This window comes from Pseudomonadota bacterium (assembly GCA_027624955.1).
Lineage (GTDB): Bacteria > Pseudomonadota > Alphaproteobacteria > UBA828 > UBA828 > PTKB01.
Map to the genome: position 1 here is coordinate 1 of JAQBTG010000027.1, position 15685 is coordinate 15685.

Annotated in this window: 18 protein-coding genes; 10 read left to right on the forward strand and 8 right to left on the reverse strand. The window is 59.4% G+C overall.

Annotation, left to right across the window (positions count from 1 at the left end; all coding sequences use genetic code 11):
- From O3A94_11345 to O3A94_11365, 5 genes are all read left to right on the forward strand, one after another.
- The coding region (locus O3A94_11345) for a carbohydrate ABC transporter permease (protein ID MDA1356846.1) at positions 1 to 763 on the forward strand (763 nt) is incomplete at its 5' end.
- Positions 764 to 879: 116 nt separating this feature from the next.
- Positions 880 to 1746: a sugar ABC transporter permease gene (locus tag O3A94_11350; GenBank protein ID MDA1356847.1), complete on the forward strand. Its 867-nt coding sequence runs from the start codon at positions 880 to 882 to the stop codon at positions 1744 to 1746.
- 3 nt (positions 1747 to 1749) lie between these two features.
- The gene (locus O3A94_11355) at positions 1750 to 2853 is read left to right on the forward strand and encodes an ABC transporter ATP-binding protein (protein ID MDA1356848.1); all 1104 of its coding nucleotides are present in this window, start codon (positions 1750 to 1752) and stop codon (positions 2851 to 2853) included.
- 4 nt (positions 2854 to 2857) lie between these two features.
- A complete protein-coding gene (locus O3A94_11360) occupies positions 2858 to 3925 on the forward strand; it encodes an ABC transporter ATP-binding protein (GenBank protein ID MDA1356849.1) in 1068 nt (355 codons plus the stop codon).
- Between the two features lie 70 nt (positions 3926 to 3995).
- Complete coding sequence (locus O3A94_11365; protein ID MDA1356850.1) at positions 3996 to 4127, forward strand: hypothetical protein; 132 nt, start codon at positions 3996 to 3998, stop codon at positions 4125 to 4127.
- Between the two features lie 20 nt (positions 4128 to 4147).
- On the opposite strand, the gene O3A94_11370 is transcribed toward O3A94_11365, so the two are convergent.
- On the reverse strand, positions 4148 to 5038 hold the full coding sequence (locus tag O3A94_11370; protein MDA1356851.1) for an NAD(P)-dependent oxidoreductase: 891 nt from the start codon (positions 5036 to 5038) through the stop codon (positions 4148 to 4150).
- 153 nt (positions 5039 to 5191) lie between these two features.
- Between O3A94_11370 and O3A94_11375 the strand changes: the two genes are divergently transcribed.
- The 5 genes from O3A94_11375 to O3A94_11395 all read left to right on the forward strand — a co-directional run bounded on the left by O3A94_11375 (position 5192) and on the right by O3A94_11395 (position 9447).
- Entirely contained in the window at positions 5192 to 6040 is an 849-nt protein-coding gene (locus O3A94_11375; GenBank protein ID MDA1356852.1) for an alpha/beta hydrolase, read from the forward strand.
- 10 nt (positions 6041 to 6050) lie between these two features.
- Positions 6051 to 7397, forward strand: coding sequence for a DUF1446 domain-containing protein (locus O3A94_11380; protein MDA1356853.1), 1347 nt, complete (start codon positions 6051 to 6053; stop codon positions 7395 to 7397).
- Positions 7394 to 7723 carry a hypothetical protein gene (locus O3A94_11385; protein MDA1356854.1) on the forward strand — a complete coding sequence of 110 codons (330 nt, stop codon included), beginning with the start codon at positions 7394 to 7396 and terminating at the stop codon, positions 7721 to 7723. Before O3A94_11380 ends, O3A94_11385 begins: the two co-directional genes overlap by 4 nt.
- Positions 7724 to 7785: 62 nt before the next feature.
- A complete protein-coding gene (locus O3A94_11390; GenBank protein ID MDA1356855.1) occupies positions 7786 to 8988 on the forward strand; it encodes an acyl-CoA dehydrogenase family protein in 1203 nt (400 codons plus the stop codon).
- Positions 8989 to 9237: 249 nt separating this feature from the next.
- A complete protein-coding gene (locus tag O3A94_11395) occupies positions 9238 to 9447 on the forward strand; it encodes a cold-shock protein (GenBank protein MDA1356856.1) in 210 nt (69 codons plus the stop codon).
- 643 nt (positions 9448 to 10090) lie between these two features.
- Here the strand turns inward: O3A94_11395 and O3A94_11400 are convergent.
- From O3A94_11400 to O3A94_11430, 7 genes are all read right to left on the reverse strand, one after another.
- Positions 10091 to 10318 carry a hypothetical protein gene (locus O3A94_11400; protein ID MDA1356857.1) on the reverse strand — a complete coding sequence of 76 codons (228 nt, stop codon included), beginning with the start codon at positions 10316 to 10318 and terminating at the stop codon, positions 10091 to 10093.
- A gap of 24 nt (positions 10319 to 10342) precedes the next feature.
- Complete coding sequence (locus tag O3A94_11405; protein MDA1356858.1) at positions 10343 to 11455, reverse strand: 2-aminoethylphosphonate--pyruvate transaminase; 1113 nt, start codon at positions 11453 to 11455, stop codon at positions 10343 to 10345.
- Between the two features lie 12 nt (positions 11456 to 11467).
- Positions 11468 to 13120: a molybdopterin-binding/glycosyltransferase family 2 protein gene (locus O3A94_11410; GenBank protein MDA1356859.1), complete on the reverse strand. Its 1653-nt coding sequence runs from the start codon at positions 13118 to 13120 to the stop codon at positions 11468 to 11470.
- Complete coding sequence (locus O3A94_11415; protein ID MDA1356860.1) at positions 13117 to 13869, reverse strand: XdhC family protein; 753 nt, start codon at positions 13867 to 13869, stop codon at positions 13117 to 13119. Before O3A94_11415 ends, O3A94_11410 begins: the two co-directional genes overlap by 4 nt.
- 3 nt (positions 13870 to 13872) lie before the next feature.
- Positions 13873 to 14205 carry an XdhC family protein gene (locus tag O3A94_11420; protein MDA1356861.1) on the reverse strand — a complete coding sequence of 111 codons (333 nt, stop codon included), beginning with the start codon at positions 14203 to 14205 and terminating at the stop codon, positions 13873 to 13875.
- A 113-nt stretch (positions 14206 to 14318) separates the two neighbouring features.
- A complete protein-coding gene (locus O3A94_11425; GenBank protein ID MDA1356862.1) occupies positions 14319 to 15215 on the reverse strand; it encodes a MoxR family ATPase in 897 nt (298 codons plus the stop codon).
- Positions 15212 to 15685 carry a molybdopterin-guanine dinucleotide biosynthesis protein MobB gene (locus O3A94_11430; protein MDA1356863.1) on the reverse strand — a complete coding sequence of 158 codons (474 nt, stop codon included), beginning with the start codon at positions 15683 to 15685 and terminating at the stop codon, positions 15212 to 15214. Before O3A94_11430 ends, O3A94_11425 begins: the two co-directional genes overlap by 4 nt.

Here is a 15685-nt window from a genome sequence, read left to right on the forward strand (position 1 = left end):
GTCCAAGCCGCATACCGAATGGGTGACCAGCGCGTCGGAATTGCACTGGTTGCCGCATGAGGAAACCTGGGGCAATTTCGAATATATCTTTACCGGTCATACCGACGCGGTTTCGATTTCCCATGAGCGCACGGCCGGCAAGCCGATATTAGCCAGCCTTGTCACCGCGTTGTTGGGCACGATAATCGCGGTGGTGGCTGGAACATTCGGCGCGTATGCCGTCTCTCGCTTCAAGGTGGGCGGCAATTTGCCGCTTGGCGTCTTGCAATTACGCTTGTTCCCACCGCTCGCGGTGATGATTCCGGTGATGATCATGTGGGCCTTCTTGGGTGCCATGGACACCTGGTGGGGCCTCTCGCTGATCTATGGCATCGTCACGTTGCCGTTCGCCTTTTGGCTGATGAAAACATTCTTCGACGAAGTACCGCGTGAGATCGAAGAGGCCGCGCTGGTCGAAGGCTGTAGCTGGTTCCGGGTGTTTTGGAAGGTGACGTTGCCGATGGTCAAGGCGGCGCTGGCCAGTACGGCGCTGTTCGTCTTTATCCTAAATTGGAGCGACTATGTCATAGCGCTGCTGTTGACGCGCAAGGATTGGGTGACGATTCCGGTCTATATGAATTCGCTGTCTTCGGCGATGTCGGGGCAGATGTACGGCGCCAAGGCGGCGCTCGGCCTGATCGCGGCCTTGCCGCCGGTGATATTCGGCATCGCCATTCAGAAATACCTGGTGCGCGGCCTCACCTTCGGGGCGCTCAAGCAATGACGGATACTGCCGTCATCGCCCCGCCCGGATTATCGCCGCGGCCCGCCAAGTCTGGCCGCAAGAACAAGCCGGCGCTCACACCGCTCGAGCGTGAAGGCAAACGGCTCGGTCTTTTCATGACCTTGCCTGCCCAGCTTCTGCTGTTGTTTATCGTCGCCTTTCCGCTCTGTATGCAGCTCTATGTCAGCTTCAGCTGGTGGGGGCCGCTCGATGGCGTGCCTTGGTACTACGCCTATGAATCAATGAACTGGTTCGGCAATTACATTGAGATTTTCGATGATTCGAAATTTTGGGAATCGCTTGGCCGCACCTTTCTAATTGTTGTTGTCGTGGTGCCGGTTGAATTTCTGCTCGGTCTCGGTCTGGCCATGTTGTTCGCCGAAAAATTCCCCGGCAAACGCATCTTCTATTCGATCATGCTGATGCCGATGATGATCGTGCCCGCCGTCGCCGGCTACATGTTCTTCATGCTGTTTCAGAGTACGGGGCCGATCAACGGCATCCTCAGCAGTATTTCTGGAACCAAGGTGGAGACGCTGTGGCTCGCCGACCCCGATCTGGCAATGCTGTCAGTGATGGTTGCCGACATCTGGCAATGGACGCCACTGATGTTCCTGATTCTGCTCGCCGGCATGGTCGGTGTGCCGGAGGATCAAATGAAAGCGGCGACGCTGCTCGGCGCTAATTCATGGCATCGCTTTTGGCGTATTGTGCTGCCGCGCATGAAAACGGTCATGATCATTGCCCTAGTGATTCGCACCGTAGAATGCTTCAAGATTTTTGACATTCTTTACGTCATGACAGGCGGCGGTCCTGGCGTCGCCACTAAGTCGATCTCCGTCTACATTCTCGATCTCACTTTTAAGGATCTCGAATGGTCCTACGTGGCGTCGATTGGACTCTTTATCCTGATTTGCCTCAGTTTGATCGCCGTGGTCGGTATCAATCGCATGCAGGCGGCGCAGAAGAAAGCGGAGGCCTGAGACATGGCCTCTATCGAGATTACCGGCCTGACCAAGAAATTCGGCGAATTGCTGGCCGTGAATGAACTTAATCTCGAGATCCGCGACAAGGAATTTGTCGCCCTTCTGGGGCCTTCCGGCTGCGGCAAAACGACGACCATGAACATGATCGCCGGAATTGAAATGCCGACTAGCGGTTCGATTCTGTTCGGTGGCAAGGACATGCGGATGATTCCCGCCAACAAGCGGGATGTCGGATTTGTTTTTCAAAATTACGCCATCTTCACCCATATGACAGTGCGGAAGAATTTGGAATTCGGTCTCAAAGTACGCGGCGTCGAGAAGAGCGAAATCGAACGCCGGGTGCAAAACATGGCCGATTTGATGCGCCTCAACGACCGCCTCGATTGGCGTACCAGTAAGCTCAGCGTCAACGAATTACAAAAAGTGGCGATCGGCCGCTCGGCCGTGACGGAGCCAGAGATTTTCTTGTTGGATGAACCGTTGAGCAATCTCGATGCGGCGTTTCGCGCCTTCATGCGCACCGAGTTGAAGCATCTCCAGCATGAGTTCCAGCAAACCATGGTCTATGTCACCCATGACCAGATCGAGGCGATGAGCCTGGCAGATCGGATCGCAGTGATGGATCTCGGCCTGCTGCAACAGTATGGCACGCCGAACGAGGTCTATAACAAGCCGCGCAACACGTTTGTCGCCAACTTCATGGGCAGCCCGAGCATGAATCTGCTGTCGTGCAAATTAACCGGCGCGGATGGCACCTATGGCCTAGATTTTGGCGCCGCTAGGTCCTCGACCATCGAGGACGGCGAACTCCTCCGGCGCTGCAAAAGCGCGTCCAAAGCCGAAATTATCTTTGGCATGCGACCCGAGGACATCGACATTCAGCCGCGCGAAGTCGGGCGCCCCGGCCTCGACATGGAAGTGACTTTCGTCGAGCCCATTGGGCCGCGCACGGTGGTTCATCTTTCCGCCGGCGATCACCACATCAAGGTGGCCAAGGATAAGCAATATCCGATCGAACTCGGCGCCATCGTCAAGGCGATCTTTCCCAAGGGACGTTGCCATATTTTTGATGCCGAATCGCGCGTCGCGATAGGTTTGGAATAGCGCTATGGCAAGCCTAGAACTTTGTGGCGTCAGCAAGTCCTACGGCAACACTGTGGCCGTCGCCGACATCGACCTCAAGATTGCCGACAATGAATTTTTCTGCATTTTCGGCCCGCCAAGCTGCGGCAAAACCACCATTTTAAGGCTGCTGCTCGGCCTCGTTGCGCCGGATTCGGGCCAGGTGCGTATCGGCGGCGTAGACGTCACCGATCAGCCGCCCAAGGACCGAAATCTGGCCATGGTATTTCAGAATCTGGCGCTTTTCCCACATATGACGACGCGGAAGAATCTCGCTTTTCCCTTAACCGAACGCAAAATGGAAAAATCGCTGATTGAGGCGCGCATCAAACAGGTGGCGGAGACCCTGCACATCACGCCGCTCCTGAACAAGCTACCGGCGCATTTGAGCGGCGGCGAGCGCCAGCGCGTGGCGATCGGCCGCGCCTTGGTTCGCGATCCGGGTGCCTTTCTTATGGACGAGCCCATTGCGGCACTGGATGCGCGTTTGCGCGAGGAAATGCGGGTCGAACTGAAGCGCCTGCAACGTGAGCAAAACCATACCCTTGTCTATGTAACTCATGATCAGGAAGAGGCCATGTCGGTCGCCGACAGGATGGCAATTTTCGAAGGCGGGCGGGTTCGTCAGGTCGGCGCGCCAGCGGAAATCTACAATTTGCCAAATAGCCGCTACGTCGCCGAGCTAATCGGCTCGCCGCCGATGAACTTTGTTGAAGGTCAAGTCGAGGGCGGCGCTTTTCGGGCGGTAGAGCAAAACATCATGCTGCCGTTTGCGGGCGTGAGCTATCGCGGCCCGGCCAGCCTTGCCGTGCGTCCCGAGGATATCGAAATCCGTGGCGCCGATCAGGACGGCATCGAGGCCAAGGTGTACGAGGTCGAACCTCTCGGCGCGTTCACCATCGTCGACATCATCATCGGCGATAAAATCCTCAAGGTGCAAGTCGCAGGACAGCCGGAATTTGAACTCGGCAAACCGGTCCGCCTGTGGGTCGAACCGATGAATTGCCATTTGTTCGACGGCAACAGCGGCGACAGAATCGCCGACGCCGGTTGACGCGTATTCGCGGTCTCTGCCGCGCGCGCTGCGAGGCGGGTGAGGCTTCACGCATCATGACAGCGACGCGGTGACGACCTCAAGCGCCAAGCTCGGCGCGTTGGTCAAGACCGTCACGCGTTGCGATCAGGTGCCGCCCTGGGAATTCGATCTCACCGTATTGATGCGTAATCTGGCGCGGCGCAGTTTGTTAAATTCGTAGGGGTCCGTCAGCCGCGCGCGTTACATATTCTGAAGCAGATGAATCAGGCTGGAGGTGTCCCAGCGGCCGCCGCCGCGTTGCTGGACATGGGCGTAAAACTGATCGACCAGCATGGCCATCGGCAGGAGTGCGCCGTTCTTTTTTGCTTCTTCGAAACAAAGACCCAAATCCTTGCGCATCCAATCGGCGGCGAAGCCGAATTCAAATTCGCCCTTGAGCATGGTCGAGCCGCGATTTTCCATTTGCCAAGATTGCGCCGCGCCCTTGGAGATGACTTCGAGCACGCGCTCGCCATCGAGCCCCGCACGCTGGGCGAAGTTGATCCCTTCGGCCAGGCCCTGAACCACGCCGGCGATGCACAGCTGGTTCACCATTTTGGTGAGCTGGCCGTTGCCCGCTGCACCCATATGGGTGACGTTGCGCGAATAGCACTGCATCACCGGTTCCGCAGCGGCGAAGCTTTGTTCCGAACCGCCCACCATCACGGTGAGCGCGCCGTTCACGGCGCCGGCCTGACCACCTGAAACCGGTGCGTCGAGAAAGCCGAAGCCTTGTGCGCGCGCCGCTTCATCGGCCTCGCGCGCGACGACGGCGGAATCGGTAGTGTGGTCGATAAAGATGGCGCCGTCCGACATGCCGGCCAATACGCCATCGTCGCCATAGAGGATTTCTCTGAGATCGTCATCCGCACCAACGCATGCAAACACCAACTCGGCGCCCTTTGCCGCCGCCGCAGGCGTGTCGGCAATGCGTCCGCTATATTCGCCGGCCCATTTATCGGCGCGCGCCCGAGTACGGTTGTAAACGGCGACGCTGTGGCCGGCATTCGCTAGATGTCCCGCCATCGGGTATCCCATGACTCCGAGACCCACAAAGGCGACGTTCTTGCTCGCGTCCGTTTTGTTGTTCATATCCCTCTTCCTCTGTTGGCTTGGCATTGGCGCGCATCATAGCTTCCACCCGGAGAGCGGACAATCGACAGGGCGACTTGCCGTCGCAGGGCGCCAAACGATAATCTCCCTCGGCACATGAATTTGTGCACCTACCATCCGGGAGAAACGCGAATGTCTCAGCAACTCATCGACCGCACCGTTGAAATCGAAGGCGGCATTTCGCTGCATTATGTCGAAGCGGGCGAGGGCAAACCGCTAATCATCATTCCCTCCTGGTCACTGACCGGCGGGTGGTATCAGCATCAATTGCACGGCCTTTCGCATAATCGGCGGGTGATCTCGCTCGACATGCGTGGCCATGGAGAATCGAGCACGCCAGACAATGGCTACCGGGTAAGCCGTCTGGCCGCCGATCTCCGCGCCGTGATCGAAGCGCTTGATTTGTCGGACGTCGACCTGATGGGGCATTCCATCGGCTCCTCGATCATCTGGAGCTATCATGACCTCTTCGGCGATTACCGCCTCGGACGTATGGTATTCGTCGATCAGGCGCCCTCGGTCACCGCCAAACCCGATTGGTCGCCAGAGGACATCGTTACCTATGGTTGCCTGTTGCCAGATCTGCCGGCGCTGGCCGAATTCTATCTCGATGTGCTCGGCGCCGAGACGGCAGAGCAAACGGCGCCGCTGGTTGCGCGGCTGTTCTCTCCCAAGATTCCCGCCGACGAGCTGTTGTACTTCGCGAGCGAGATTATCAAGCTGCCGCGCCGCCATGCGGCGGACCTGCTGTACAATCACTGTTCGCTCGATTGGCGCGATGTAATCAAAACGATCCGCCTGCCGACGCTCGTTGTCGGCGCAGAAGAGAGTATCTTTTCCGCAGAATCGCAAATCTGGATCGCCGACCAGATTCCCGGTGCACAGGTCGAAATTTTCCCGGCAGACGAAGGCGGCTCACATTTCATGTGCTACGAGAATCCGACCAAGTTCAACGCGCTAGTCGACGCGTTCTTGACCTAGGCTACAACGGATGGCTCGGGAAAAACTTCGTATTGGTTCCGGCGCGGGTTTCGCCGGCGATCGTTGGGAGCCTGCTGTCGAATTGGTCGAGCGCGGCGATATCGACGTGCTTGCCTTCGAATGCCTGGCTGAACGTACCATCGCGCGCGAAACCCTGGCGCTCCGCCGCGGCGATGGTCCGGGATACAGCCCCAAGCTGGAGGCGCGCTTTCGCGCTGTGTTGCCGGGCTGCGCGGCGAAAGCCATTCGGGTTGTAACCAATATGGGCGCGGCTGCCCCTATGGCCGCAGCGCGCGCTGCCTGCGGCATCGCAGCGGAGCTCGATCTCGCTGATTTCTCCTGTGCGGTGCTGCTCGGCGACGACGTCCAGGCTGTGCTGTCAAATCGTCCAGAATTGATCTTGCTGGAGACCGGTGAGCCGCTTGAGAGCATCCTGCCGCGCATGGCCTCGGCCAATGCCTATCTCGGCGCCGATGCGATTGTCGAGGCACTGGCGAGCGATGCACTTGTTGTCATCACCGGCCGGGTTGCCGATCCATCCTTATTTGTTGCCCCGCTGATGCACGCTTTTGGTTGGTCTTACGACGATTATGCCAAGCTCGCGCAAGCCACCGCAGCCGGACATCTCCTTGAATGCGCAGGACAGGTGACCGGCGGTTATTTTGCCGATCCGGGCGTGAAAGACGTGCCGGCGCTGGCTCGGCTCGGCTTCCCCTTCGCCGACGTCAGCGCCGATGGTGACGTCGTGATCAGCAAGGTGGCGGAGGCCGGTGGTCGAGTGGACTGCCAAACCTGTACCGAGCAACTGCTCTACGAGGTCAATGATCCATCGGCCTATATTACGCCTGACTGCGTGCTCAACATGAGCGGCATCAGCCTCACCGAAATTGCCCGTGATCGGGTCCGGGTCGCTGGTGCGCGCGCCCGGCCGCGCACACCGACCTACAAGGTGAGCGTCGGCTATTTCGACGGCTTTCTCGGCGAGGGCGAGCTGTCCTACGGTGGACCGAACGCCGTGGCTCGCGCGCGTCTCGCCGGCGAAATCGTGAAAGAGAGGCTCGCGTTGCGCGGTTTCACATTTGACGATCTGCGCATCGATTTGATTGGGCTTGATAGTCTTCACGGGCCCGCTGACGGCCGGCCGGAGCCTTACGAGGTGCGCCTGCGGGTAGCGGGCAGAACAGTGCTCCGCGAAGCCGCAGAGGCGGTGGGTTGGGAGGTTTCAGCACTCTATACCAATGGCCCGGCGGGCGGCGCCGGGGATTTCGCCAATGTGCGCGAGATTCTTGCCGTTCAATCCGTGCTGCTGCCGCGCGAATTGGTGCCTACCCGGGTCGAGTTGGTCACTGCACCATGAGTGTGACGGTGCGCGATCTCGCCCATGCCCGCGCCGGCGATAAGGGCAGCTGGGTCAACATTTCGGTGACCGCGCATGATGACGCGGGCTATGAGCGGCTGCTCCGTGAGCTGACCGAAGCGCGCGTTTTAGCGGCATTTGCCCCGGTCGCGAAAGGCCCGGTGCGGCGCTTTGAACTGGCCCAGCTGCGAGCGATGAATTTTGTTGTCGAGAATATTCGCGGCGGCAGCGTCACCCAAACCTCGGCGCTCGATATTCACGGCAAAAGCCTGAGCGGGCTTATGCTCGGCATATGCTTGTTTGGCAATGAGCCACACGCGTCGTGACGGATTCCGCTCGATAGATTGCGCATAGCGGTGGCGCAAGTGAGACGCTAAGCTGGTGACTTATGAACGTACCAACAACCCCGTCCGCAACGATACCGAGCCGTGCCACGCTTCTGTCACGGGCGCAGGATTTGTTCGACACAGTCCGTGCGCGCTCGCAGGAAACCGAGGAGGCCCGCCGTCTCTCCGATGAGACAATTGCGGCCATGCGAGCGGCTGGACTTCACCGTATTTTGCAGCCAGGCCGCCACGGCGGGACCGCGGGGCATTTTTCCGGCATGGTCGATATCATCGATACCATTTCTCAAGCTTGCTGTGCCGCCGGTTGGTGCCTGACACAATATTGCTCGCATAATTGCTTACTCGGCTATTGGCCGCCTGAAGGACAGGACGAAATTTGGGGCCCGATGCCTGACGCCCTGGTCGCCGGTGTGTTGATTCCGGGCTGCGGCAAAGCGCGCAAAGTCGATGGTGGCTGGCGCCTGAGCGGACAATGGCCGTTCGCCAGTGGCATTTACGGCGCGGATTGGTTTATTGCCGCGGCCCTTGCCGAGAACGGCGACGGCCCGCCGATCGCTCAGATGCATGCCGTGCCGTTTGCCGACTATACAATCCTTGATACTTGGCAATCGGCGGGATTGCGCGGCACCGGCAGCACCGACGTTGCCATCGACGATATATTTGTGCCGGCGGCGCGCACCTTGCCGATCAACGAAACCAAAGGCGGCGGCAACGCGCCGGGCTGTGCGATCAACCCCGAGGCGACCTACAAGCTGCCGGCATTCGCGATGTTTTCGATTAATCAGAGCGCAGCGGCGCTCGGTTTAGCGCAGGCGACCCTTGATAGATATATCGAAGAGGGCCGCACTCGGGTGACCCGCATGTCGGGCAAGAGCATCGCCGATTATTCCACAGTACAAGCCAAAGTTGGGGAGGCGCATACCGCGGTCGAGACGGCACGGTTGCTGCTGCATAATTGCTGCGATCTTGGCATGGCGGTGGCCGAAAAATGCGAAGTGGCGCCGATGGAATTGAAGACCGAACTTCGCGCCAAGGCGTGTATGGGGGGCGTGCTCTCGGCCCAAGCGGTTGATCTCTTATATCAGGTTTCGGGCGGCGCCGGCCTGTATGACCGCAATCCGATTTCGCGCGCCATGCGGGACGCCAACTGCATGCGCGGCCACATCACCCAGAATTTAGATGTGAATGCATCCAATCATGGGCGGGTGCTGCTCGGCCTGCCGTCAGCGGACCTAGCGATCTAGGCACCTGATATACTGGCCATTCGCGCAGGGGCACTCCGCCTCCCTCAAGTAGGGAGGTGCTGATTTCGTAGAATTAATCTTGAATATTACTCGTCTGTGCGTATTGTCACTCGACGTTGCACTGTCGTTGTTGCACTTGTGATCACCGTTAAGGCGGTTAACTAAGTTACTTCCCCGACATTGTGGTTGTTGACACGGGAACCTCCATGAGGTGGAGTTCCCATTCTCTCGTCCTAAAAGGAAAATGTTATGGCTAATGGTACTGTTAAATGGTTCAACCCGACAAAAGGGTTTGGCTTCATCGAGCCGGAAGATGGTTCGAAAGATGCGTTCGTGCATATCAGCGCTGTCGAACGTTCTGGTTTGCCCGGTCTGTCGGAAGGCCAGCGCGTGTCGTTCGAGCTGGTTTCGGGTCGCGATGGAAAAATGGCTGCTGAAAACCTGTCGCTCATAGACTAATTCGGGTGAAGGGCGGCTTGCCGCTCAAAACTTTACTTAGACAATGAGGGGAATTTTCGTTGCCCCGAAAACCCAACTATCGATTTGAACGAATCGAGCGCGAACGCCAAAAGGCCGAAAAAAAGGCCGCGCGGACGGCGGCTCGAGCTGAGCGTAAACCTGTGCCAGACGGCGGGGACGAAAATGCCGTCGAGTCTGGTGAGGGAGACGCGGCCCGGGATGACTCCGATACGGGCGATTCAGACTCGGTGCAAGACTGACCCCACCCAGCACTGACGACAACCGGACGGTGTGACGGCGTCTTCGCCCGTTGCCATGTCCGGCGTACGCCATTTGCAGCGGCCAGTAGGCGCTCGCTTACTGTTGCGTCGCCGTAGGTCCGGTCGACAGCGTTTGCTTGGAGTGGCCGCTTGGCCTTCGACGCCCGCAAAAGGGGTGTTGTGGGCGGCGCCCGGGAAGGGGTTCGGGTCGCGAAGGAGGAGTGATGGTTCAGCGCAGGGAAGGAACCAGTCGCGATGGATCCCGAATCGATCTGCTTAAAATCACACCGTCCACAACGCTGTCCATCCTATAGAACCGTGTCACCAGCGCTTTGATCTAGATCAATAGATTCAAACATTCTGCCGTCCAATCGTGCTGCCGGCTATCTTTTGTGGCTGAGCGGCGTGAGGCGCAGGATTTCGAACTTGTTGAGCAGATGCGTGCTGCCGTCTTCGGATTCAAAGGGCATGAATGTCACCGAGGAATCGTTCAAAAGATCAGAAACGCGCACATCGATATTTATAAATACATTGCCTTGCATCGAGATGCCGTCCGACATCTGCAATTGCACTTTGACGCGCGCTTTTCTGACAAAAAATTTATTGGGCATTTGCGCTGATTCTCTGCTGCCAAATTAACCGGCGATCGGGCCGACGCCCAATTCGTCGAGAACTGACGTTATCGCCGCAAGCAAGTTTTGTATGTCCTCGGCCCGGACGTCACCGATGCATCCGATGCGAAAACTGGGTTCATTGGTCAATTTTCCAGGGTATATCAGGAAGCCGTGGCGCGCCAAGCCTTCGTAAAAAGCGGTGAAAACGAAGGCTGGATTCGGTGGTATGCGGAACGTCACGATGATCGGCGCCTGTATGTCGTCCGGCAGGAAGGTTTCGAATCCCATCGCGCGCATGCCAGAGACCAGTGTGTGGCAATTTTCCCAATAGCGCGCGAAGCGCCCGCCGATGCCGCCTTCCGCCGCGAGTTGGTCGAGCGCGCTATCTAGCGCGGCGACGATTTGCGTTGGCGGCGTGAAGCGCCATTGTCCGTTCTGTTCGAAGCCGCGCCATTGCGCTTCTAAGTCGAGACTGATGCTGTGGCAGGTTCCTGCGCACGCTTCCAAATGGCTGCGTCGCGCCAGCACGAAAGCCGCGCCGGGCACACTTTCCAGGCATTTGTTGGCCGACGCGGCGAGACCATCAAACGGTATTTGTTTGGCATTGATGGGAATAGCGCCGAAAGAGCTCATCGCATCCACCAGCAAGCGCCTACCGCGCCGGGATACGGCTTCAGCGATCTCTGACAGTGGATTGAGGACGCCGCTGGTGGTTTCGCAATGGACCATGACGACATCGCTGATCGCGCTATCTGCGTCCAAATAGGCAGCGGCCGCGGCGGCATCCAACGGCTGGTCTTCAGCACCTGAGAGGATTTCGCAGTGGCGCCCGGCATGGGTCAGTATATTCGCGATTCGCCGGCCATACGCGCCGTTTACCAGCACCAACGCCCGTCCGTCGCGCGGAACCAAGGTGCCGAGCATGGCTTCGACAGCGAAAGTTCCACTGCCGGCAATCGGCACGCAGACATGCTCGGATTCGGCCTCGGCCAAGGCAGTCAAGCGGCGACGGAGGCGTGCCGTCAATTCGATAAAGCTCTGGTCCCTGGAGCCCCAATCGCGCAGCATCGCCTGCTTGGTGCGCGCGCTCGTGGTGAGCGGGCCCGGTGTCAGGAGGATAGGATCGCGCGGCATCCGCAGCCTCCGCTAGCTTCGTACCATGAGAGATGCAAGCGCTTCGGGCGTGTCCACGTCGAATGTGACCGAGGCATCGCCGCATTCGATCTCCTGAACGTCGTCGCTATGTTCACCAATAAGATGACGCGCGCCGACATCGCCTGCAAGGCGCTGCATTTGGCCGAAATAGCGGGACGACCAGAGCACCGGATTGCCGCGCTTGCCTTTATAAGTTGGAACGCAGATTCCTTGGCCGTGTGCCGGGTCGAAGCCGGCGATGAGGCGCGAGATGAGACCTGAATCGACATGCGGCATGTCGCCGAGGCAAATCACCGCAGCGCCGGTATCCGCCGGAAGCGCGGCAAGACCGGCGCGCACGGAGGTGCTCATGCCCTCGGCATAGTCAGGATTGTGCAGAATTTGGACGGCCCGGCCGGCCAACGCGGCTTCCACTTTTTCATGTTGATGGCCGGTGACGACGATCACCGGATCGGCGCCGCTTTGCAGCGCCGCATCGGCCGCGCGCGCCACCATCGCCAAGCCATCGACCTCGACCAGTAGCTTGTTGATTGCCCCCATGCGGCGCGATTCGCCGGCCGCCAGGACAAGTGCCGCCACCTTGGTGGGGCCGGATTCATGCGTCTCCTGGTCCCCCCGAGCGTTCGGGTCCTTGGGTGAGGCGAAGGCGCGTGGCAGTGGGCGGCTCGGAATTTCCATCAACAATCCGCCGGCGCCCATGGTCATGATATCGCGCCGGCTGACTTCTATGTCAGCGAAACGGCGGCGCAATACCCAGTCGAAGCCGTTCAATTTAAGGGATCGCGCGCAGCCCGGCAGGCCGAGCACATCTATATCGCCGAGATGCGCGATGAGGAGAAGATTGCCGGGATCGACGGGCATGCCGAAATGATCGATTTCACCGCCTGCTGCAACGATCCCGCTCGGTATGATATCGCGCCGATCAACGATCGCCGAGGCGCCGGCGATCAGGATCATATCGCAGCCGAGGGTGCGGAGGCGGCCCACCGCCTCGGCGATTTCGGCGCTGGAATGGGCACAGCGAATCTCGCTCGCAAGCTCACCGCCCAATATGATGAGCCTGCCGAGGAGGGTGCCAGTGGTAGAATCGAGCACACTTTCCTTTGTGCCCGGCAGGCGGGTTTGAATAAATCCGACGCGCCGGCCGCGAAATGGTGCAAAGCGCATGACCGGGCTTTCCTGGCGCGCGATAGACAGGCAAGTCTCGACAATGCTGCGCGATAGCGCGAAAGGGATCACTTTTACCGTGGCCACCATCTGGCCCGATTCAACCTGGCTATAGGGCGCCAGCGTGCCGATCGTCATGCCCTCGTCGACCAGGTTGATGCGATCGATGCGTTCTTGATCCGGAACGATAAGCCCGCGCGCGGTGGCGAACAGGTTGCAGCGCCCGGTGAATGCGGTGCCGAGCGCCAGTTCCGGCCCGGCGATCGCTTTTGCGAGCGCCAAGGCGGCCGCGTCTTCACTCACATCATCCGCTTCAAGCCGGGCGCCCGAGACCGCAGCCACACCGCCTGCCTGCAGCACCGTAATATCCTCAGTGGAGAGCACACGGCCTTTCTTGAACGCGCCGCCAGCCAAGCGGACGCTGTGGGCGAGAATCAATCCCTCCGCGTCGGCGATTGGAATTTCACCGAATATCACGCTGCACCTCGGCCCGTTGCCGGCGCGCTCTCGCGAGATGCGCGTCGCGCCTGGGTGATCTCGGCCATAATCGAAATAGCGATCTCCGCCGGTGATTTGGCACCGATATCGAGGCCAACCGGCCCGTGAATGCGCCCCGTTTCGGCGGCACTGAAGCCTTTCTCATCGAGCCGCGCCAGGCGCTTTCCGTGCGTGCGCTTGCTGCCGAGAGAGCCGATATAGAACACGTCCGATCTCAGCACCGTTTCCAAGGCAGGATCATCGATCTTGGGGTCGTGTGACAGGGTGACGATGGCCGTGCGCCGGTCCGGCATGACAGCGGCAAGAACATCGTCCGGCCACCCATTGGAGACCGCGATGCCGGGAAACCTCTCGGGCTCGGCAAATGCGCGGCGCGGGTCGATCACCGTTACGGCATAACCGGCGATGCTCGCCATCTGCGCGAGCGCTTGAGTGATATGTACGGCGCCGACGATATAGAGACGAAGTGGCGGATTGTGAGCCTGGATGAAATAGGATTTGCCGTCCACGTCGCAGGTGGCGCTGCGGTCGTTGGCCAACGCCGCGCGCGCTTCGCTCACCAATTTTTGTGCTAGGTCCGTGCCAGGGTCTTGCGGCAGGTCCGCTCCGGGCGACACGGCATCGCCATATACTAGCCATTGCGCGCCGGATGCGGTTTCTGTGACCAGCGCAACAGGCCGGTTTTCTGCCCGGTCGGCATTCAACTGTTTGAGCGTGTCACGCTTCACTTGCTAGTCAATCTTTTCAACATACACCCGGACCGTGCCGCCACAAGCGAGGCCAACTTCCCAGGCCTGCTCGTCGGAAACGCCGAATTCGAGCAATTCTGGCTGGCCGCTTTGCATGACCGACTGGGCGGTTTGAATCACCGCGCCTTCGATACATCCGCCCGAAACCGAGCCTTCGAAGCGGCCGTCGCCGTCGACCACCAATTGGCTGCCGACCGGGCGCGGCGACGAGCCCCAGGTGGCAATCACGGTTGCCAGTCCAACCTCGCGGCCAGAATCGCGCCATGCCGCCGCGGTCGCAAGAATGTCTTCATGTTGGGTTTGTGCAGTTGTCATCACGCCAGCCCCTCCTGATTCGGCCAATCGACCGGGATGGTTCGGATAATAGCATGGCCAAGATGTAGAGCTTTGCCGGGCGCTCTGCAAGGGCGCACTGACGTCGTTTTTGGTTAGGCAGCGACTTCAAGTAGGCGGTGCAATTCTGCGCCTTCGATTTTCTCAATATCGTCCTGATATTTGAGCAACACACCCAAAGTTCGGCGCACAATATCCTCGTTCAATGTGGATTCACCGAGGACGGTGAGCGCCGCCAGCCAATCGATACTTTCGGCGACGCCGGGTAGTTTAAACAGGTCTACCCGGCGCAGCTCCTGCACGAAGGCTACCACCTGGCGGCTGAGGTTTTTGTCTGCCGCCGGCAGGCGCGTGGTGAGAATCGCCTGTTCGCGCTTGGCGTCGGGATAGTCAATCCAATGATAAAGGCAGCGGCGCTTGAGCGCGTCGTGAATTTCGCGTGTGCGGTTCGAGGTGATGAGAACGATCGGCGGCTCGGCGGCCTTGACGGTGCCGATTTCCGGAATCGTAATCTGGTAGTCAGCCAGGACTTCCAGGAGAAATGCCTCGAACGGCTCGTCGGCGCGGTCAAGTTCGTCAATCAAGAGGACCGGTGCGCCGCCGGGCGTCGGCTCCAGAGCCTTCAGAAGCGGCCGCGTGATCAGGAAGCGTTCAGAGAAAATATCCTCCGCGAGTGCGTCCCGGTCGCGGTCGCCGAGCGCCTCGGACAGCCGAATTTCGATCATTTGCCGGGCGTAATTCCATTCATAGACGGCCGAGGAGACGTCCAGACCTTCATAGCATTGCAGGCGCAAAAGTTTGCGACCGAATTGCTCAGCCACCACCTTGGCCAGCTCGGTCTTGCCGACGCCGGCTTCACCCTCGAGGAAAATCGGGCGCTGCATGCTGAGTGAGAGATAGAGTGTCGTTGCCAGATTGCGATCGGCAACATAGTTGCCGGCGGCAAGAATCTCGACTGTTTCGTCAACGGATTTGGGCAGCGGAAGTGTCACGGGATGGGGTGCTTTTCGACCGGTGAGTTGACGATGAAATCGGCGATTTGTGCTGTTCTGTCAAGGCGAAAGACCTTGGCCGGGCCGCCGTCATGCGTCGTTTGCACTGAGCCATTGCCGTCTGCCAGGTCGAGGGTAATGCCGGTGTCTTCCGAGATGCCGAGCGCCAATACGAAATCAACCGGCACGAGGCGAATTAACAATTCATCCAGGGCCGGGCGGGTGTAGGTATCCGCCTCCGCTGCTTCATGCACCAAAGCCCAGCGCAAGCGCGAGACCGCCAACACTTCACGCGCGCCGGCGCGGCGATGCTCATAACTGTCCTTGCCGGGGATATCGATATCCGCCGAGGCACCCGCATAGGCGAGTACCGAGACGCTTTGGCCGCGCGCTTTCAATTCGCCCAACAACAGGCGCGCTAAATCCGCCTGCTCGTTGTCGCCACCGCCGCGAATGCCGATCAAAGTCAT

What these genes read in the sequence shown, in the direction of transcription:
- O3A94_11350 (MDA1356847.1), top strand. Translation starts at nt 880, where the DNA reads ATGACCTTGCCTGCCCAGCTTCTGCTGTTGTTTATCGTCGCCTTTCCG.
- O3A94_11355 (MDA1356848.1), top strand. Translation starts at nt 1,750, where the DNA reads ATGGCCTCTATCGAGATTACCGGCCTGACCAAGAAATTCGGCGAATTG.
- O3A94_11360 (MDA1356849.1), top strand. Translation starts at nt 2,858, where the DNA reads ATGGCAAGCCTAGAACTTTGTGGCGTCAGCAAGTCCTACGGCAACACT.
- O3A94_11370 (MDA1356851.1), bottom strand. Translation starts at nt 5,038, where the DNA reads ATGAACAACAAAACGGACGCGAGCAAGAACGTCGCCTTTGTGGGTCTC.
- O3A94_11375 (MDA1356852.1), top strand. Translation starts at nt 5,192, where the DNA reads ATGTCTCAGCAACTCATCGACCGCACCGTTGAAATCGAAGGCGGCATT.
- O3A94_11380 (MDA1356853.1), top strand. Translation starts at nt 6,051, where the DNA reads ATGGCTCGGGAAAAACTTCGTATTGGTTCCGGCGCGGGTTTCGCCGGC.
- O3A94_11385 (MDA1356854.1), top strand. Translation starts at nt 7,394, where the DNA reads ATGAGTGTGACGGTGCGCGATCTCGCCCATGCCCGCGCCGGCGATAAG.
- O3A94_11390 (MDA1356855.1), top strand. Translation starts at nt 7,786, where the DNA reads ATGAACGTACCAACAACCCCGTCCGCAACGATACCGAGCCGTGCCACG.
- O3A94_11395 (MDA1356856.1), top strand. Translation starts at nt 9,238, where the DNA reads ATGGCTAATGGTACTGTTAAATGGTTCAACCCGACAAAAGGGTTTGGC.
- O3A94_11400 (MDA1356857.1), bottom strand. Translation starts at nt 10,318, where the DNA reads ATGCCCAATAAATTTTTTGTCAGAAAAGCGCGCGTCAAAGTGCAATTG.
- O3A94_11405 (MDA1356858.1), bottom strand. Translation starts at nt 11,455, where the DNA reads ATGCCGCGCGATCCTATCCTCCTGACACCGGGCCCGCTCACCACGAGC.
- O3A94_11420 (MDA1356861.1), bottom strand. Translation starts at nt 14,205, where the DNA reads ATGACAACTGCACAAACCCAACATGAAGACATTCTTGCGACCGCGGCG.
- O3A94_11430 (MDA1356863.1), bottom strand. Translation starts at nt 15,685, where the DNA reads ATGACTTTGATCGGCATTCGCGGCGGTGGCGACAACGAGCAGGCGGAT.